Source organism: Paenibacillus xylanexedens (genome assembly GCF_017874615.1).
Taxonomy (GTDB): Bacteria; Bacillota; Bacilli; order Paenibacillales; family Paenibacillaceae; genus Paenibacillus; species Paenibacillus xylanexedens.
On record NZ_JAGIKV010000003.1, the window covers coordinates 204026 to 221707 of the forward strand.

Below are 17682 nucleotides of genomic sequence, written 5' to 3' on the forward strand. Positions count from 1 at the left end.
TACATCTACGTTATCCTACGAAAAACAGGAGGGACACAGGCCCATGTCGGATATTGAAGCCTATCTACAACAACAAACGAATCTCCGTGGTCGTTCCGCGTATCATGCAGATCAACCCCTGGATTTATGGCGCAGTCAGTTACGTACACGTGTGAAAGAACGGCTGGGTGGTTTTCCCACGATGGCGGCCGCACTGAATCCTGTCTTACTGGAGCGCATTACATGTGACGGATATATTCGGGAGCGAATTGAAATTACGACCTATGCAGGACTTCGCATGCCTGTGTATTTATTAATTCCGGGTGATGGAAGCATTACCGAAAACAAGAGACCTGCTATCGTTGCTTGTCATGGGCATGGCTACGGTAGCCGAGAGATATCGGGTATGGAACCGGATGGGTCACTACGGACAGGCGAGCCCGGATTACACAAGGACTTTGCAGTAGCTCTTGTGAAGCGTGGATATGTGGTTGCGGCTCCAGAGTTGCTCGGATTTGGTGATCGAAGACTGGAAGAGGACCGCGATGCGCCACCAGGAGCAAGTTCCTGTACGAAGATTGCTGCGCATCTGCTCATGGTGGGGAAGTCCCTCGCCGGTCATAGGGTGTATGAAACAACACGTGTACTGGATTATGTATCGACTCGGCCAGAAGTGGATTCGGAGCGAATTGGAAGCATGGGTATCTCGGGCGGTGGGCTGGTGACCGCATTTACAGCCGCGTTGGATGAACGGTTCAGGGCAACTGTGGTAAGCGGTTATGCAAATACATTCCAGGGCAGCATACTGGATCGGAACCATTGTCTGGACAACTATGTGCCAGGTATCCTGCGTGAAGCGGAGTTACCGGATATCATCGGCCTGATTGTGCCTAGGCCACTTTTTATTGAAGCCGGAAGTGATGATCAGGTGTTCCCAATCCATGCAGCGAGAGAGGCGTATGCCCGTTTGACACACATATATGAGCAGGCGGGAGCATCAGAATCACTGGATGCGGATTTCTTTACAGGTGGACATGAGATTAGCGGAGATAAGGCTTATGACTGGCTTGATCAAGTTCTGTGAAGTTGTGCATCATGCACTAATATAATTCTGATTCGAGAGGAGAATTCAGTGATGAAATGGTCAATATCGGTTAAGCTTCTGCTCTGTTTTGTTCTGTTTGCGAGTACAATGGGCATCGGTCTGGGAAGCAGTGGAGGGCAAGTCGCCGAAGCGGCAACGGACAATTACAGATTTGATTTTGGTTCGGGTGCTGTTGAGAGCGGTTACACAGGCGTGTCCGCAGGAGATGCCTATACGCCTACGAAAGGTTATGGCTTCAACACACCTGCACAGATGAGGAATGTGTCTGCCTCAGGAAGCGGGGTTAAGAGTGACGCTGTGCAGTTTCTGACTTACGGCACCAAGAGCACCAATACCTTCAATGTGAATCTGTCCAATGGTCTCTATGAGGTCAAAGTGGTTCTGGGCAATACAGCCAGAGCGAGTGTGGCTGCAGAAGGTGTCTACCAGATCATTAATATGACAGGCAACGGGGCAACGGACCAATTTCAAATTCCGGTGACTGACGGGCAATTAAACCTGCTGGTTACGGAAGGAAAGACAGGCACCGCCTTCACACTTAGTGCACTCGAAATCCGGAAGTTATCCAATCAGACCGTTACCAACCGCACAATCTACATTGGTGGTGACTCAACGGTATGTAATTACTATCCGCTGGGTAGCAGTGTACAAGGAGGTTGGGGACAGCTGTTTCCGTCCTATGTGAACAATTCCACCTTCCAGGTTCGAAATATGGCGTCAAGTGGTCAATTTGCGAGAGGCTTCCGCGATGATGGTCAGATGGAGGCGATTCTGAAGTATATTAAGCCGGGAGATTATTTTATTTTGCAATTTGGAATTAACGATACCAATGCCAAGAATAATACAACGGAGGCGCAGTTCAAAGAGATTATGCGGGATATGGTGCGTCTGGCAAAGAACAAAGGAGCGACGGTCATCCTCTCCACGCCACAGGGCCGGGCAACGGACTTTAATTCATCCAACGTACATCAAGCGGAGAACCGCTGGTACAATCAATCCACCCGTGCACTCGCTCAGGAAGAGGGGGTTACCCTTGTTGAACTGAACAAGCTGAGCTCTGCCTATTTCACGTCTATTGGTCCTGCGGCAACACTTGCTCTGTATATGACAGGGGATAGTCTGCATCCGAATCGTCAAGGGGCTGCGGAGCTTGCGCGTATTGTGGCTGCGGATCTGAGAAGACAGGGACTGAATGGATTCTGACTTTACTACTTAATCAGTCTGCATAATCAGTGCTTGATAAGATCCGTGTATGCAAAATAAAAAAAATACCCCCGGGAACAACCCGCGAAAAGGGCGGCTGATCCTCGGGGGTATTTGTTATGCCTAGGCTCGGGATTACTCCATCATATCCTTGGCTTCATGGTTCACTTTTTTTCCTTTTAACAAGGGTTCCAGTTCATCTTGCACGCTCTGCTCCCACAGCGGTACATCTGTGCGATAGGCGGCCCGACCATTCAGATGTCCAGCGACCGGAGCCGTGATGAATACAAACAGGATACCTAACAACAAGCGGGCACTGATATAGTTATCGAAGTACCAGAAGTAGAAAAATGTAGCGCTTAATACACAGAACACACCAAGCGTCATACTTTTGGTTGCGGCATGGGCACGCAGATATACATCAGGCAGACGAATAAGTCCGAATGCACTGAGTGCACTGAGTAGTGCACCGAGCAGTACGAGTAAACCTATAGCGGTTTCAGCGGCTACTTTAACGATCTCCATCATTTTTGAATACCGCCCCCCGTTCAATATAACGTGCAAATGCCACTGTGCTTAGAAAGGCCAAAATACCAATCAGCAAGATAATATCCAGATAGGCTTGGGTTTGCAGCATCATCGACAGAACGGCAACGATGGCAATCACATTGATACCAATGGTATCCAGTGCCGTGATCCGGTCAGCCATGGATGGTCCCCGAAGCACCCTGTACAAGCAACCCAGAATGGCTAAGGAGAGAATAAGCAATGAGATGAACAACAGTGAGGATAACATTAACGCGTCACCTCCATAATTGCTTTTTCAAATGTATTTTGGATATCATCTCTCATTTTCTGTTCATCCTTGATATCCAGTGCGTGAATAAACAGTTTACGTTGATTACCCGAGATCTCAAGCGGCAGGGAACCTGGTGTCAATGAGATCAGTAAGCAGAGCAGAGTAACCTCCCAATCCGAGGACAATTGAGTTTTATACGTAAAAATACCGGGCCTTATATCTAGCTTGGGCTTGATAATCTGGCGTATAACCTCAATGCTCGCTCGCACCAATTCCTTGAACAGCAGATTAATCAGTTTGATGATGGCCCAGACTCTCACAATATAGAAGCGCTGGGGGAAGAATCGGCGCATCCCCCCGATGAGAAGCAGTCCGAGCAGGTAACCTATGAGAAAACCAACACCATTCCAGGCGTTGTTCAGAAACATCCATACAAAAGCAATGATAAGATTCAGTACAATCTGAAAGGCCATAGACATCTACTCCTTCAATACGGCATCAATATAAATATTGGGATGCAGTAGAATATCGCCTGCGCGGGAGGTCAATTGGAACATGCCTTCAGCCCCCACACCCATTACGATGATGAATACAAACAGAATTCCGGCAGGAATCAGCAGGCCGTTCACCGCGTAAGGGCGTCTTGTAACCCCGGCAGGTGGTTCGCCCCAGAACGCTTGTATGAAAATGCGTAGTACCGAATATAACATCAACAAGCTCGAAAGCACCGCAATGCCGGTCAGACCATACAAGCCTGCCTGCAAGCCTCCTTCAAATAAGAGCAACTTCCCCGGAAAACCACTGAATGGTGGCAAGCCCGCCAAGGCAAGTGCGCTAATGAAGAACATCCAGCCGAGCAGCGGATAACGATGGATCAGCCCGCCCATGTTGTCGAGTTTTGATGTTCCGGCAACAGCGATCAAGGCACCGCCGAGCAGGAAGAGCAGTGTTTTGATCAACATATCATGCAGCATATAGAAGAGCAGACCTTCCAGTGCAGGGCGACTGGCGGAGGCCATACCGAAAGCGACAAACCCCACACCTGCGACCACGTTATAGATAAGAATTTTGTTCACATCACGGTATGAGATCGCACCGATGACACCAAGGACCATCGTTGCACCAGCCATCCATCCGATCAGTGCATGGAAGAAATCAGGATCATGATAGAAGATCAGTGTGAATGTTCGCACAATCGCATACAAGCCAACCTTCGTAAGCAATCCTGCGAACAATGCAGTGACGACAGCAGGTGGTGCGGCATAAGAGCCCGACAGCCAGAAGAACAGGAACAGTCCGGCCTTGATGCTAAATACGATCAGGAAGAGTACGGCAATCAGGGTAATGACCCCGCTCTGTCCCACTTCAGCAATTTTGACGGACAAGTCCGCCATGTTCAGTGTGCCAGTAATGGAGTAGAGGAAGCCGATGGAAGCGACAAACAGTGCTGAAGAAACGATGTTAATCAAGACATATTTGATCGTTTCCCGAAGCTGTCTTTCCGTACCTCCCAATACGATCAGTGCATAGGAAGAGATGAGCATCAGTTCAAAGCTGACAAACAAATTGAACAAATCTCCGGTTAGGAACGAACCGTTAACTCCCGCGATCAGGAAATGAAAGAACGGATAGAAGTGGTGCTCTTCCCGCTCCTTGTTCACACTGCGGAACGCATACAGCAGACATGCCAGTGCAATGATGGAAGCAGCAACAACAAGCAACGCAGACACCATGTCCGCAACGAGCACAATACCATAGGGAGGTGCCCAACCGCCCATATTAAGCGTTAGAACTCCAGTTTGAGTCACGCGAGTAATGAGTATCGTTGAAACTGCTGCGGTAAACAAAAGTCCGATGACACTAATGATCCGCTGAATATTCGTTTTCCGGAAAAACAGCAGAGCCAGTACACCTGTAATCAAAGGCAACAGAATCGGCAGAACGACGAGATTATTCATATGGGCGCCCCCTTACTTCTTCCATATCATCTGTTTTCAGCTTCAGATAAGAACGATAGGAGAGAACAAAGAAGAACGCAGTGAGTCCGAAATTAATAACAATCGAAGTTAGTATCAAAGCCTGGGGAAGAGGATCGACATAACGTTCAGCCATCTCCCCAAGCAGGGGTGGTGCCCCGGTTTTGAGACGTGACATGGTGATCAAGAGCAGATGCACGCCATGAGTTAGTATGGACATGCCAAGTACGATGCGGAGCAGGCTCCGCGACAAGATTAAAAAGACGGCAACCGCAAACAGAATGCCAACGGCTATACACATCAATATTTCCATATCAGCGATCCTCCCCGATCTGTAGAATGATGGTCATGGTGACACCCAGGACAGCGAGATACACGCCAAGATCAAACAGCATGGCCGTGGCGAGTTCTGTCTCTCCCAGCAAAGGAAGTTCGAAATAGCCGAAGGTTTGACTGAGGAACGGAACTCCGAAAATAAATGAACCCGCGCCCGTCAGTAAGGCTATACCCAATCCGATTCCTGTTAGAATACGGAAGTCAACGGGTAAGGCTTTGCGTATCGTATCAGTACTGAATGCCAGAGCGATCAATACGAGCGCTGCCGCTGTGACTAAGCCGCCGATGAAACCTCCGCCGGGATTGTGGTGACCTGCAAAGAAGAGGTGCATAGCAAACGTCAGTATGATGAACACCACGACTTTGGTGGTCGTTTGCAGCAATACATCATTACTCTGCAAGGGGACGGTATCCCACGAGGATGAGCTGCGTTCCCGATTACCATACTTTTTCGTATTGTCTGTTTCATCATCCAGATCGGGCTCGGAATCCTTAGTTTCGTCTTTCTTACGGAACTTCAATCGGGCTCCGAGATCCTTCGCTTCGAGGTTCAGATTAATCATGGAGTAGATGGACAATGAAGCAACCCCAAGCACCATAATCTCCAATAACGTATCGAAGCCTCGGAAATCCACCAGTAACACATTCACAACATTTTTACCACCAGCTGAGTCATACGCTTCCTGAAGGAAAAAGGTAGAAATGCTGTCCAGTGATGCTGTTCCGCTTGCGGCCAATGCTACAAAAGTCATCACGATCCCGACTGCAATCGCTACGATCACATTTACCGTGAGATAACTGCGGCTTGATTTGCCACGTTGAAGCTCAGGCAGATGGTAGAAGCAGAGCAGGAACAATGCAACGGACACCGTCTCAACAATCATCTGTGTCAACGCCAGATCCGGCGCCCGGAAGAGTACAAACAGCAGGGTTACGAGGTAACCAACCGCTCCGGTCATAATGACTGCTGACAGTCTGTTCTTGGCAAAAGGAATTGAAACTGCAGCACCGATGAGCGTGACTAGCAGTACCACCTCATAGAATGAGTACGGTGCATTGCCCTGCAGATTCCAGGTAATATTTTCTCCTGAACGGAAGAAGGCATAGACCAGCAACGCGACCGTGAATGAGAAAATGTAAACGAGATAATTACGAACCGAGCCATTCATATAGGCTTCCGTCCATTTGCGTGCATAATGCTGAAGATTATCCAGCACGACATGGTACATATTGTTAATTGTTAATCCTTGTGGATAATGCTCATAAATATTCCTCCATCGTGGCAACAGCTTGTAGAGAGTGATTCCGAGAATCACAACTCCGATCGTCATAATCAGTTCCGGAGTCCATCCATGCCACAGGGAGAAATGTACATCGAAGCGCTCATTCCCATTCAAGAGAGATGGAAGAACAGCGGCCATTGCCGGTTCAATCAGTGATCCGGCCAGCAGATTCGGGAAGAGTCCGAATACGATGACAAGAACACCTAGAACAACAGGCGGAATGAGCATGCCAGCGGGCGCTTCGTGCAGCTTCTCGGCAGGGATCTCGCTTTGGCTACGACCGAGGAATGTTTTGAACACGATAATAAGCGCATAGATCAGGGTAAACACACTTGCAAGCCAAGCGAATACCGGCAATAGAACACTCCAGGACCCAAGTCCAAAGATTCGCAGATGCGTGACTTCCACCATCGCCTGGAAGAATAGCTCCTTGCTCAGGAATCCGTTGAACGGCGGAATACCCGCCATGGCAAGTGAACCAATCAATGCTACGGTGAATGTAATTGGCATGAATGAAGCAAGTCCACCGAGCTTCCGAATGTCACGTGTACCCGTTTCATGATCAACAATCCCTACGACCATGAACAGAGCGGCCTTGAAGGTCGCATGATTAAACAGGTGAAGCAGCGCAGCGGTTATTGCCACAGTGTACATCGCAGATGATTCGCCATATCCGAAGTAGAGAGCAGCAGATCCAACCCCTAAGAGGGACATGATCAGACCAAGTTGAGAGATGGTCGAATAGGCAAGAATCGCTTTGAGATCGTTTTTTTTCACCGCCAGGAATGATCCATAACACAAAGTCAGAAGACCAACGCCGGTAACGAGCCAGAACCAGAGTCCCTGTCCACCGAAGATTGGTGTAAATCGGGCGACAACGTACAGTCCGGCCTTGACCATGGTGGCTGAGTGAAGATAGGCACTAACAGGTGTCGGAGCTTCCATGGCATCCGGCAACCAGATATGAAATGGGAACTGAGCTGACTTGGTGAAAGCTCCAATCAGGATCAAGATAAGTGCGGGTAGAAATAGTGCGCTTTCCTGAAACTGACCCAATCCTGTAATGGTTGCACGAATACTGAATGTTCCGGTAATGAGATACATCATCATGAATCCGGTAAGCATGGCGAAACCGCCAAATACCGTAATCAGGAAAGATTTTTGTGCTCCTGAAGTCGAGGCTTTACGTTTGTAATGAAATGCAATCAACAGGAATGACGTAATACTGGTCAATTCCCAGAATCCGTAGAGCACGATCATATTATCAGACAGCACTACGCCCAACATGGCTCCCATGAACATCAACAGATACAGGTAGAAACGGTTCAGCGCTTCTTTCATATCCATGTAGAAGATGGAGTAGAGAACAACGAGGACACCGATTCCGGTGATTAGCAGTGTCAACATGAGGCTCAGACCGTCCAGATACAGGTTAAATCCAATGTCCAGTGAAGGAATCCACGGGATATTTCCGGATACGGTATTGCGCTGTGACACAGCGGGTATGAGACTCGCAAAGGTTACAAATAATAGTGCCGGCACAAGGAGAACCGGCCATCCCAAATGTAATTTACGGAAGAAACGATGCAGCATGGCAAGAAGAATGCCAGCGGCAAAAGGCAGAATAACAGCAACATGAAGCAGGCTCAACATTACACCCCCAATGTTTAGTATTTCGATTACTCTCTCTGTGACATACAGGCGCATGATCCTTTGAAGGATATGCTTGCTCTCTATATTCATAACCCAAGTATGTATATACAGAATCGTGTCTATTCTTTGAATGGAAGAAACACGGTGAAGATTTCAGTATAATATTGTATGGGCATGTATAATAAAAAAACACACAAGTTCCGATAAATATGAAAACGATTAGGTGACATTCCGTGTACTCTTTACAGCATAGTTATGTTGAAAAGCAAGATGGTTTCACCGTGTAATGGAGGAAGTAATGTCATTCAAAATTAGAACTGTGCTTACAGTTATCTTCGCTGTGTTATCCTTGCTGGTTACTCTGACAATTGGGTCTATTTTTAGCCAAAAGTCATTTGTTGCTGTAGAGACTGAGATTGGTCACTCACTTACAGGCACGGCCTCACAGGCTTCGGACAAGCTGGATCGATTCATGTCCGCTCGCGCGGGTGAACTGGACCTGCTGGGCCGAATGGCTTCGTTGGAAGATGGATTCCAACCTGATGAGATTCAGATGCTGCTGGATCAGTTACAAGATAGCTTTCCCTCATTCTCATGGGTTGGATTCATGAACCCGAAAGGAAAAGTGTTAGCTGCCACGGATGGTATCTTGTTGGGGGAAAATTTATCAGAGCGACCTGTGTATCAGGAGGGAATCAAGGGTAAATTCATTGGAGATGTGCATAATGCAGTACTTCTTGCCAAGCTGCTTCCGAATCCAACGGGAGAGCCGTTGCAATTTGTCGATATCAGTTTTCCGCTGAAGGATAGCAAAGGACATATTCAGGGTGTGCTCGCTGCACATTTAAGCTGGGAATGGGCGAAGGAAGTCGAGGAATCCGTGCTTGCCCCATTGAAAAGGGAAGAAAAGGACATTGAGTTTTTTATCGTGAGCAAAAAGGAACATACAGTGCTGCTCGGGCCGAAGGAATGGGTCGGTAAACCGTTGGTATTGCCTGGCATCGAAGAGGCTCAGCTCAACAAAAGCAGTTGGTCCATTGAAAAGTGGCCTGACGGTGATGAATATGTGACAGGGTTTGCCTACAGCCAGGGCCATCTGGATTATCCCGGATTAGGCTGGACTGTAGTCATTCATCAAGTCAAGTCATCTGCTTTTGCTTCTGTGTTTGACCTGATGTGGTTTAATGTGTGGTCTGGACTCGCCGTTACCGTGCTGTTTGCACTGATTGGCTGGGTTGTCTCACGTCTGATCTCTGCCCCACTTGTGCGTCTTACCAGAGTAGCCAATCGACTGCGTGCAGGGGAAGAGCTTGAGATTCCTGCGATTAAGGGGATTAAGGAGATTGAAGTGTTGTCCCGTTCGCTTCGGGATATGCTGACCTCTCTTATGAATAAAAACTCAGAGCTGGTCGTGATGCAGAATCTGGCGCATTTTGATCAGTTAACCAGTCTGCCGAATCGCACTGCCCTTGAAGTGTATCTGGAGGAGTCTCTTGAGACCGAAAGTGAAAATCACACGCTGACATTTCTCTATCTGGATCTCGATGGATTCAAACGGGTCAACGATACACTTGGACATCAGACTGGAGATGTGCTGCTACAGAAAGTGGCCCAGCGACTGTCTGCTCTTGGTCAGGTGAAGGGTATAACAGTCCGATTGGGCGGAGATGAATTCCTGATTGTACTTCAGTCTGTTGGAAGTCATCCGAGGGAAGAAGCCATGGCTTATGCAGAAGCCATCATTCAAAGTCTTAACAAGCCGTTTATTATCGAATACGAGCGAATTAGAATTGGATGTAGCATTGGAGGTGCTGAATATCCAACCAACAGCGACAACCCAAGTGAGATTATTCGGATGGCGGACGAAGCTTTGTATGAGTCCAAACGTGCAGGCAAGAACAGAATGACATTTTATTCCGAGTTGAAGCAGGATCGTTAGCGTATAATAACAATAGCTGGGTTATCCCAATTACCTTTGTGCGAATGTGCGTATAGACAAGGAGGGGTGAAATGTCTGGAAATTATACATCTGTACCTTATGGTTATGAGCCACCTGCGGCCAGCCGTAAAGGCACACTGACTTTTTATGACTCGTTCGAACACGTGACCGATGAGCAACTTGAACGCGCCGCTGCAACGGCGGACACCCGTTCATTCGTACAGCTCGTGCTGTATCCTTTACACGAGAGCACGTTTAAACGAATGAGCAAGGATACCATACGGGCATATTACAAAAGAGAAGACCGCCTGCATGATTGGCGGCGGGAACATCCAACTTCACGTATACGTGTGGAGGGGCTGGAGGGCAAGAGAAAGAAATATACACCTGTGGATAGCGCCCTGCGCCATATCACTGCGGAATATCCAGCCCCTCACTTTCTTTATTTGACGATAGAGATGGCAAATCTGTTTGCTTCATTTGATTCCTTCAAGGATTGGATTAAAGAGCTGCGTCTCATCATTGACGGATCGTCCGAATACCTGCATCCTAGGCTGGAGCAAAATCGTCATCGCTGGGAATGGGCGGAATGAAAACATAGACGTATGAAGAAGATCGGCCTGCTGATCGTATTCAGACCCAAAAAAAGTTGTGTTGTACAAACCGGAATTCCGGTGTACAGCACAACTTTTTTATTTATATTTTCTCTGCCAAGGACGAAGTCAGATCAAGTGATGTTACGGTTTTATTTTTACCTGTTCGTTTGGCGGCATACAGACAGGCATCCACTTCCTCGAACAATTTGTCTTTGGTTAGATTAGGACTGTAGCTTTTGAGACCGATACTCACCGTGATGGAAGCTCCTTCAAGTTCCAGATGGCCCATCAGGGCAATCTTCTGACGAATCTGTTCCACCAAGGCATAGGCCTGCTTGAAAGATTGCTCAAACATCAATAAGGCGAACTCTTCGCCCCCGTACCGTGCTGCAATATCACTTGAGGTAATGGTTTCCTGAATGATCAGGGACACTTTCTCCAGAATGATGTCTCCAACCCGATGACCATAAGTATCGTTAATGGATTTGAAGTCATCAATATCGATCAGGGCCAGATGCAGACTCATGCCACTGTTGGCATACTCAAATGCTTTTTCGTAATAATCCTTGAATGAGCTTTGATTATAAAGGTTGGTTAAACCGTCTGTTTTGGACTGTTTGGTCATAATTGCATTTCGCACAATAAGGTCCTGCTTGGCAAGCATACTGGCCTGAAGATCATCGAGCACCTCAACGCCGCTGGTTACGATAACCTGTGCTACATATGTACCTAGGATTAGAAAAGCAGGAATGGATACCATGTCAAATGAAGACAGGTACAAGCGGTAGGCCGGATCGAACAAAACCAGAAGGTAACCAGTCATTTGCATCAGAAAGACAATCCAGACTCTTTTTTTACTGAAGAACAGCACCGAAGCAAAGATGGGCAACAGACAGATTGCTAATATAATCCGAATGTCATAATTGACATGAATAATCGTCCAGGCGATAACCGTGCTGGCTATAGACATGGTGTAAAAGGAATATGAACTGAAGCGCCGATCAACCCAACTCGCGAACAAAATGCATGAACTGCTGACGGCCGTAGGCCAGAACAGCACATTCATCAAGAAATCTATCGGTGTGCGATCATACTCCAGAAACAGGAAACAGCCAATCTGAATGGCGAAATGTGCAATGATGACAACCCAGTAGGCATGGAGCATTTTTTGAATCCATTTGGAATGCTTGAACTCGTATTCTGTTGGAATGTGGCTATTGTGCGTATGGAAACCTTTCATATATCACCGCTGACTGCATCATAATGGTACGACAGAATCACTCTCGTATATGATGATTATAAATCACAATGAACAAAACGCAAATTAATATATTTGAGCATGAGAACTAAGCTTACATTATATTACATAGAGGATAGAGTATGAAGTACAGGGGTAGCATGGTTGGCTATAACGTATCTGAGGAATTTGTTCATTCTTGGATGCCATGAGATTACACGAACGTAAATGAATGGTATACTAATTGAATATGAACTCGGCAATCAACCCGTGGAATCGGGACGTCGGAGTAGAGGAGGCAGCCACATTGGCAAAAGCAAAAGTAGCAAAAAGACCTACACGGGATGAGTTTGAACTTGAAGAGTTGGGAAATCAGCTCGTTGAAGCCTTTCGGGAACGTTCGGAAGTACTGTTGACGGTATGGGGCAAAGAAGATCAGGTGCAAGGAGTCATCGTCAAAATGGACTCCCGTACACGACTCGTGCATGTAGAGTATACCGAAGAAGATTTCACGGCGAAGGTGCCTTTTCTGGATATCATGCGTGTGCAATCTCCCCGGTACTGAACGAAAAAAACAGCAATCTGAATAATTAGGGCATCCGCCCTGTCAAAGTCGTTCTTCCTGCATAAGATAACCCATACCTGTTGCAGAGGAGGTACGGTCAATGAGCGAAGTATTAGGTGGAGAAACAAGAGGCTACGGATACGGAGGTTTCACTTCTGTAGGTGCCATTCTGGTTCTGTTCATCCTGTTGGTTATCATCTCCAAAGCGTTCTTGGTATAATTGCATATCTCTAAAGAATGAAAGAAGCTCTGCCATCGCGGCAGAGCTTTTTTGTTCGTTCAGTCATTGGCGAATTTTGTAGAAAATCGGTGTTAGTCCTGCTTACGTTATGTTAGAATATAACCATCCCTAGAGAAAGAAAGAGGTGTTTTGATTATGAGCCAAACATTAACAGAATCTTTAAATGAACAGATGAACTTTGAGTTTTATTCCGCTCATGTATATCTGGCTATGGCAGCCTATTGTTCCAGCAAAAGTCTGGATGGATTTGCGAACTTCTTCATCGTGCAAGCGGAAGAAGAGCGATTCCATGGCATGAAAATATACAAATTCCTGAATGATCGTGGACAACGTGCCACACTTGCGGCTTTGCCAGAACCGAAGAATGAATATGCTTCGATGCTGGATGTATTTGAGCATGGTTATGCTCATGAACAGCAAAACACGAAAAAATTCTACAATCTGGCTGACATCGCTCTGAATGAACGTGAACATGCAACGATGTATTTCCTGAAGTGGTTCATTGATGAGCAGGTTGAAGAGGAAGCTTTGTTTGACAATATTATTCAGAAGCTGCGCCGCATTGAAAAAGACAGCAATGCCTTCTACATGCTGGATGCCGAGTTTGGCAAACGTTCGTTCACTGCTCCTGCTGAATAAATGCACATTGGGAGTCGATAAGATTCCAGCGTCAACACACCATTTACATACAGCATGAGGTAATGATCCTGAAAGCAATGGGGGCGATCCCCTTGCAAAGGATGATGGTTTGATGCCATATGCTGATTGGAGACAAAGAAGCCTGCACTTGTGCAGGTTTTTTTGCATGCACAGATATTGAATGATTGTATTGATTTGCTTGAATTGGAGTAAAGGTCTATCAAAATTCTGAATGTGGGTAATAGAGGATATGTCACAATTGATCTATCCTGACGGGATCTTTTTTTGCTCAAATCTATCAAATTCGTATTAAATTTTAGGTTTATCTGACAAAAGTGTAACTCTACCGTAGTTTTTGGAGCGAGAACAGGAGCCACTATCTTTGATAGTATTAGGATTAATCGCCAAGGGATGAAGGTAGAACAACATGGACACCCGGGGAAATATAACACATAAGGGAGACTTTTAATTATGCTACATATTCGTAAATCTATCATGGTCACACTTGCAATTCTATTGATCATCCCACTATTACTGCCGCAGTCGGTATCTGCCAAATCAGCCGCATCCAAGGATGGTGCAAGCAAAGCAAATTCCAAAATCATATACCTGACGTTTGATGATGGGCCAACCGCTCACACGGGTCAGTTACTCGATATTCTGGATCAATATCATGCGAAGGCAACCTTCTTCATGCTGGGTCCTCAGATGGAGCAATTTCAGAAGGCTACCAAACGAATCGTAGCTGACGGGCATGGATTGGGTCTGCATGGTGTGACTCACATTCCAGGCAAATTCTATAAATCTGCATATAGCGGATTGAAAGAGATACAACAGGCCAATGTAAGTCTGAACAAGGTTGCCGGAGTTAAAACAAGTCTCGTGCGGACGCCATATGGTAGTAAACCTTATCTCAAATCGGCATTCCGTAATGTACTGCTGGGCCAGGGTGGATTCCATCTATGGGATTGGAATGTCGATTCGGAAGACTGGAAATACAAGAAAGATCACCAGAAAGTCTATAACAGTGTAATGAAGCAGATTCACAATGTGCAAAAGAGCGGAACAACGCCGGTTGTGCTTATGCACGACCAGGAAGCAACGCTGAAAGTATTACCACAAGTATTAAAAACATTGAAGGCAGAAGGGTATCGTTTTGAAGTGTTAAGCAAAAAAGTGCAACCGGTTAACTTCTGGAACGACAAGCGTTAATCTTTTGGATTTTTAGATTGGCTACAACGAAGGAGGTACACATCATGAAGAAACAACCATTATGGATCACCATTCCGGTAACGACAGCCGTTTTACTTGCTCTGGCAGGATGTGGCGGACCGGATTCAAATGCAGCATCACCAGAGAATAATTCTTCACCAACGACAACGGTGGGTGAGCAGACCGAGACCGGCAGCGGTGGTGCTGATTTCTCTAATGAAAATGAGACGGGAACCAAAGAGAATGCAAACACAACAGATAATGAAGACACATCAGGATCGAAGGCAAATGACAACCAAGATGCGACTGGTCAATCAGGTATGAATGATATGATCAAGCAAGTTCGCAACCAGTTGAAGATGAAGGATGCAGCGTTACCCACTTCATTTTCATTGGACAAGGGTACATCTTTGGGTGCGGCAATACTGTCCAATACTGCTGATGCATTTAAGGTAAACTTCTACGCTACCACTCAGTCTGTTGCCATTAATGATCAATCTTTGACTGCATCCGACAGTAAGATACCTGTACTGGCTTCCTATGAAGTGAAGACCTATAAGGACCCGGATCAGCCAGAAATATTCCCTGAGACGGACCTGAAAGATATTCCAGCAGATATGGCTGTGGATCTAGGACATGGAATAAAAGGCATGAGTGAAGGTGCCGCAGGCAGTCAATATCTGACTTGGCAAGAAGGTAGATGGACGTTGGAAATTCGTTCGGTATCCGAAGATGAAATGAATAATCCGGGCATAGCGAAGAAAATGGTGGAGTACCTGGAGTCACATACCTTGCCTGTACCCAAAGATAAAGGGTATATCAAGGTTGAATATCCAAGTGGTGGAAAGTCTGTCCATGTAACGATCTCATGGCAGGACGGTAACAAAATTCATCAGCTTAAGACTGATCAAGTGCCATTAGAAGCTCTTGGCATGGCTGTTTCTGTGAAGTAATGAGTGTTTTAGGCATATTCTGCAATGTAGAAGAGATGAGTGTAGGATTGTTGCGATACACATAAAAAAGCTTGGCTCAGCAATTTTTTCCTGGGCCAAGCTTTTTATTTTGAGCATGTTATCGCAGCTTGTGCAGCCGGGGGACATGCTTATTTTTGTTTCAATGGGTTGAAGCGGTACTTTCATTTGAACCACCCTTTTTCCTTGGAGCGAGTGATGGCCTCAATGCGGTTACTGGCATTTAACTTGTTGAGAATAATGGAGATGTAGTTACGCACTGTGCCCGTTGTGATGAACAGATGCCCGGCGATTTCCTTGGTGTTCTTCCCATCTGCCATGAGGCCTAGGACTGCATTCTCCCGTTCTGTCAGGGGGTTTTCTTCTACATAAGCTTCATCTACCAAGTCGGGAGCGAAGATGCGTCTGCCATTCATAACTTGGCGGATCGACTCGGCAAGTTCTTCAATTGGACTGTCTTTGAGCAGGTAACCACGGACACCGCCCTTTAGGGCACGTTCGAAATATCCGGTCCGGGCAAAAGTGGTCAGGATAATGACCTTACAGCTCATTCCTTTGAGTTCTTCTGCGGCTTCAAGGCCGCTTTTCACGGGCATTTCGATATCCATCAGACAGATATCCGGGGTCAGTTCTTTGACAAGTGCCAAAGCTTCCTGTCCATTGCTTGCCTGTCCTACCACCTGCATGTCTTTTTCCAGATTGAGCAGGGAAGACAAGGCGCCCAGCATCATGCGTTGGTCCTCGGCGATTACAATGCTGATCATGTTGTATCCTCCTTCATTGGTTTGCGTGTCAGCTTAGGCACCTGGATAACGAGTTGTGTACCTGTTTTATCTGCTCCGGGGCGAAGATCCAGACAACCGTTCACAAATTCAAGTCGTTCCTTCATACCCAAAATGCCGGTACCGCGTCGATCCTTGTTGCGCGTGCGTTCTAAGCCTACACCGTTATCCCGAACAGTTAAAATGTTATCAGACTGTGTCTCTTTAATGATGATGGTGCATACCGTGGCCTGACTGTGCTTGACTACATTGGTGACGGCTTCTTTCAAGCACATGCCGATCACATTTTCATTCAATTGCGATGTATCTTGCAGCTTTGGATTGCCTTCCAGCTCAAATTCAATCGAAGCGGCCTTCAGAATCTGCTCCGCCCGGAACAGTTCATCGACCAATTGTGTACCACGCATGGTGGTGACCATTTCCCGAACTTCCTTCAGAGCTGTACTTGCCGTTTGTCTGAGGTCATTCAATTCGACCTCGGCCTGATCGGGATTATTGCGGAGCAGCCGCTTCGCCAGATCAGTTTTCAGACCGATCAGTGAGAGCTTCTGTCCAAGGGTATCGTGCAGGTCACGAGCGATACGCTGTCGTTCTTCCATTTTCACAAGATCATCCAGTCGTTTGTTGGCATTCTCCAATTGGCCTTCCAATTGTTCAGTTTTGTTTTTGTTATACGTACTGATGGGAAGCAGAATGGAGGCCATCAAGCTGATGAATACAAACGGGAACTGACTCACGAGCATTGAACTCTGATTGATAAAACCATAATTAATGGTTAGGAAACTGGCTCCCAGGTTCACCGAGTAGAGGGTGAAGAAACCGGCTTTATTTTTAATATTCCCAATAAAAAAAGCAAGAAACAATGAAAAGTAGGCATAATCATAGGCGATCGTCATCGTAATGGATATGGCAATGAGCAATCCAATCCACATGTATACCTGCCAGCCCTTGGTGATGAAAGCGAGTAGATAACAGACGAAGAAAACGAGAATGATAATAATGCCTGTTACCATCGTCCATAATTTGGAATATTGTGATATAAAATAGAAGGGCAGGATGAAAAAGGCGAGCCATACATAAAGGTTCAACCCTGTTTTTTTATAAAAATTTTGCATCCACTTTTGAATGGAATTCTCCTCCTCAAACTTGTACTCAACTTTAGCATG

The 17682-nt window shown here is 46.4% G+C and carries 18 protein-coding genes; 9 read left to right on the forward strand and 9 right to left on the reverse strand.

Going from position 1 to position 17682, the window contains the following annotated elements; translation table 11 throughout:
• Nucleotides 1-43 precede the first annotated feature (43 nt).
• Both J2Z28_RS05375 and J2Z28_RS05380 read left to right on the forward strand, forming a co-directional pair.
• On the forward strand, nt 44-1063 hold the full coding sequence (locus J2Z28_RS05375) for a dienelactone hydrolase family protein (RefSeq protein WP_211081498.1): 1020 nt from the start codon (nt 44-46) through the stop codon (nt 1061-1063).
• A gap of 108 nt (nt 1064-1171) precedes the next feature.
• Nucleotides 1172-2287: a rhamnogalacturonan acetylesterase gene (locus J2Z28_RS05380; protein WP_051153931.1), complete on the forward strand. Its 1116-nt coding sequence runs from the start codon at nt 1172-1174 to the stop codon at nt 2285-2287.
• 135 nt (nt 2288-2422) lie between these two features.
• On the opposite strand, the gene mnhG is transcribed toward J2Z28_RS05380, so the two are convergent.
• The 6 genes from mnhG to J2Z28_RS05410 are packed head-to-tail and all read right to left on the reverse strand — an operon-like array spanning nt 2423 to nt 8331.
• Nucleotides 2423-2815 carry a monovalent cation/H(+) antiporter subunit G gene (gene mnhG, locus J2Z28_RS05385; protein ID WP_017688856.1) on the reverse strand — a complete coding sequence of 131 codons (393 nt, stop codon included), beginning with the start codon at nt 2813-2815 and terminating at the stop codon, nt 2423-2425.
• Nucleotides 2799-3083 carry a Na(+)/H(+) antiporter subunit F1 gene (locus J2Z28_RS05390; RefSeq protein ID WP_017688855.1) on the reverse strand — a complete coding sequence of 95 codons (285 nt, stop codon included), beginning with the start codon at nt 3081-3083 and terminating at the stop codon, nt 2799-2801. The genes mnhG and J2Z28_RS05390 overlap by 17 nt, the downstream gene beginning before the upstream one ends.
• Complete coding sequence (locus tag J2Z28_RS05395; protein WP_211081499.1) at nt 3083-3559, reverse strand: Na+/H+ antiporter subunit E; 477 nt, start codon at nt 3557-3559, stop codon at nt 3083-3085. The genes J2Z28_RS05390 and J2Z28_RS05395 overlap by 1 nt, the downstream gene beginning before the upstream one ends.
• 6 nt (nt 3560-3565) lie before the next feature.
• Nucleotides 3566-5044 carry a Na+/H+ antiporter subunit D gene (locus J2Z28_RS05400; protein ID WP_211081500.1) on the reverse strand — a complete coding sequence of 493 codons (1479 nt, stop codon included), beginning with the start codon at nt 5042-5044 and terminating at the stop codon, nt 3566-3568.
• Nucleotides 5037-5375 (reverse strand): Na(+)/H(+) antiporter subunit C, encoded by a 339-nt coding sequence (locus J2Z28_RS05405; RefSeq protein WP_017688852.1) that lies wholly within the window; start codon nt 5373-5375, stop codon nt 5037-5039. The genes J2Z28_RS05400 and J2Z28_RS05405 overlap by 8 nt, the downstream gene beginning before the upstream one ends.
• A gap of 1 nt (nt 5376) precedes the next feature.
• Nucleotides 5377-8331 carry a Na+/H+ antiporter subunit A gene (locus tag J2Z28_RS05410; RefSeq protein ID WP_211081602.1) on the reverse strand — a complete coding sequence of 985 codons (2955 nt, stop codon included), beginning with the start codon at nt 8329-8331 and terminating at the stop codon, nt 5377-5379.
• Between the two features lie 301 nt (nt 8332-8632).
• Between J2Z28_RS05410 and J2Z28_RS05415 the strand changes: the two genes are divergently transcribed.
• Nucleotides 8633-10273, forward strand: a complete 1641-nt coding sequence (locus tag J2Z28_RS05415) for a sensor domain-containing diguanylate cyclase (protein ID WP_211081501.1) — start codon at nt 8633-8635, stop codon at nt 10271-10273.
• A gap of 71 nt (nt 10274-10344) precedes the next feature.
• Nucleotides 10345-10866 carry a hypothetical protein gene (locus tag J2Z28_RS05420; RefSeq protein WP_211081502.1) on the forward strand — a complete coding sequence of 174 codons (522 nt, stop codon included), beginning with the start codon at nt 10345-10347 and terminating at the stop codon, nt 10864-10866.
• A 103-nt stretch (nt 10867-10969) separates the two neighbouring features.
• On the opposite strand, the gene J2Z28_RS05425 is transcribed toward J2Z28_RS05420, so the two are convergent.
• Nucleotides 10970-12109 carry a GGDEF domain-containing protein gene (locus J2Z28_RS05425; protein ID WP_211081503.1) on the reverse strand — a complete coding sequence of 380 codons (1140 nt, stop codon included), beginning with the start codon at nt 12107-12109 and terminating at the stop codon, nt 10970-10972.
• Nucleotides 12110-12413: 304 nt separating this feature from the next.
• On the opposite strand from J2Z28_RS05425, the gene J2Z28_RS05430 reads away from it, so the two are divergent.
• The 5 genes from J2Z28_RS05430 to J2Z28_RS05450 all read left to right on the forward strand — a co-directional run bounded on the left by J2Z28_RS05430 (nt 12414) and on the right by J2Z28_RS05450 (nt 15716).
• Nucleotides 12414-12671, forward strand: coding sequence for a YolD-like family protein (locus J2Z28_RS05430; RefSeq protein ID WP_211081504.1), 258 nt, complete (start codon nt 12414-12416; stop codon nt 12669-12671).
• A gap of 100 nt (nt 12672-12771) precedes the next feature.
• The gene (locus J2Z28_RS05435; RefSeq protein ID WP_017688846.1) at nt 12772-12891 is read left to right on the forward strand and encodes a hypothetical protein; all 120 of its coding nucleotides are present in this window, start codon (nt 12772-12774) and stop codon (nt 12889-12891) included.
• Between the two features lie 156 nt (nt 12892-13047).
• The gene (locus tag J2Z28_RS05440) at nt 13048-13551 is read left to right on the forward strand and encodes a ferritin (RefSeq protein WP_076217026.1); all 504 of its coding nucleotides are present in this window, start codon (nt 13048-13050) and stop codon (nt 13549-13551) included.
• Between the two features lie 471 nt (nt 13552-14022).
• Nucleotides 14023-14763 carry a polysaccharide deacetylase family protein gene (locus J2Z28_RS05445; RefSeq protein WP_211081505.1) on the forward strand — a complete coding sequence of 247 codons (741 nt, stop codon included), beginning with the start codon at nt 14023-14025 and terminating at the stop codon, nt 14761-14763.
• A 44-nt stretch (nt 14764-14807) separates the two neighbouring features.
• A complete protein-coding gene (locus J2Z28_RS05450) occupies nt 14808-15716 on the forward strand; it encodes a hypothetical protein (RefSeq protein ID WP_211081506.1) in 909 nt (302 codons plus the stop codon).
• Nucleotides 15717-15898: 182 nt separating this feature from the next.
• Here the strand turns inward: J2Z28_RS05450 and J2Z28_RS05455 are convergent, their stop codons facing one another.
• A complete protein-coding gene (locus tag J2Z28_RS05455) occupies nt 15899-16498 on the reverse strand; it encodes a response regulator transcription factor (RefSeq protein WP_211081507.1) in 600 nt (199 codons plus the stop codon).
• Nucleotides 16495-17643 (reverse strand): histidine kinase, encoded by a 1149-nt coding sequence (locus tag J2Z28_RS05460; RefSeq protein WP_211081603.1) that lies wholly within the window; start codon nt 17641-17643, stop codon nt 16495-16497. Before J2Z28_RS05460 ends, J2Z28_RS05455 begins: the two co-directional genes overlap by 4 nt.
• Nucleotides 17644-17682: the final 39 nt, after the last annotated feature.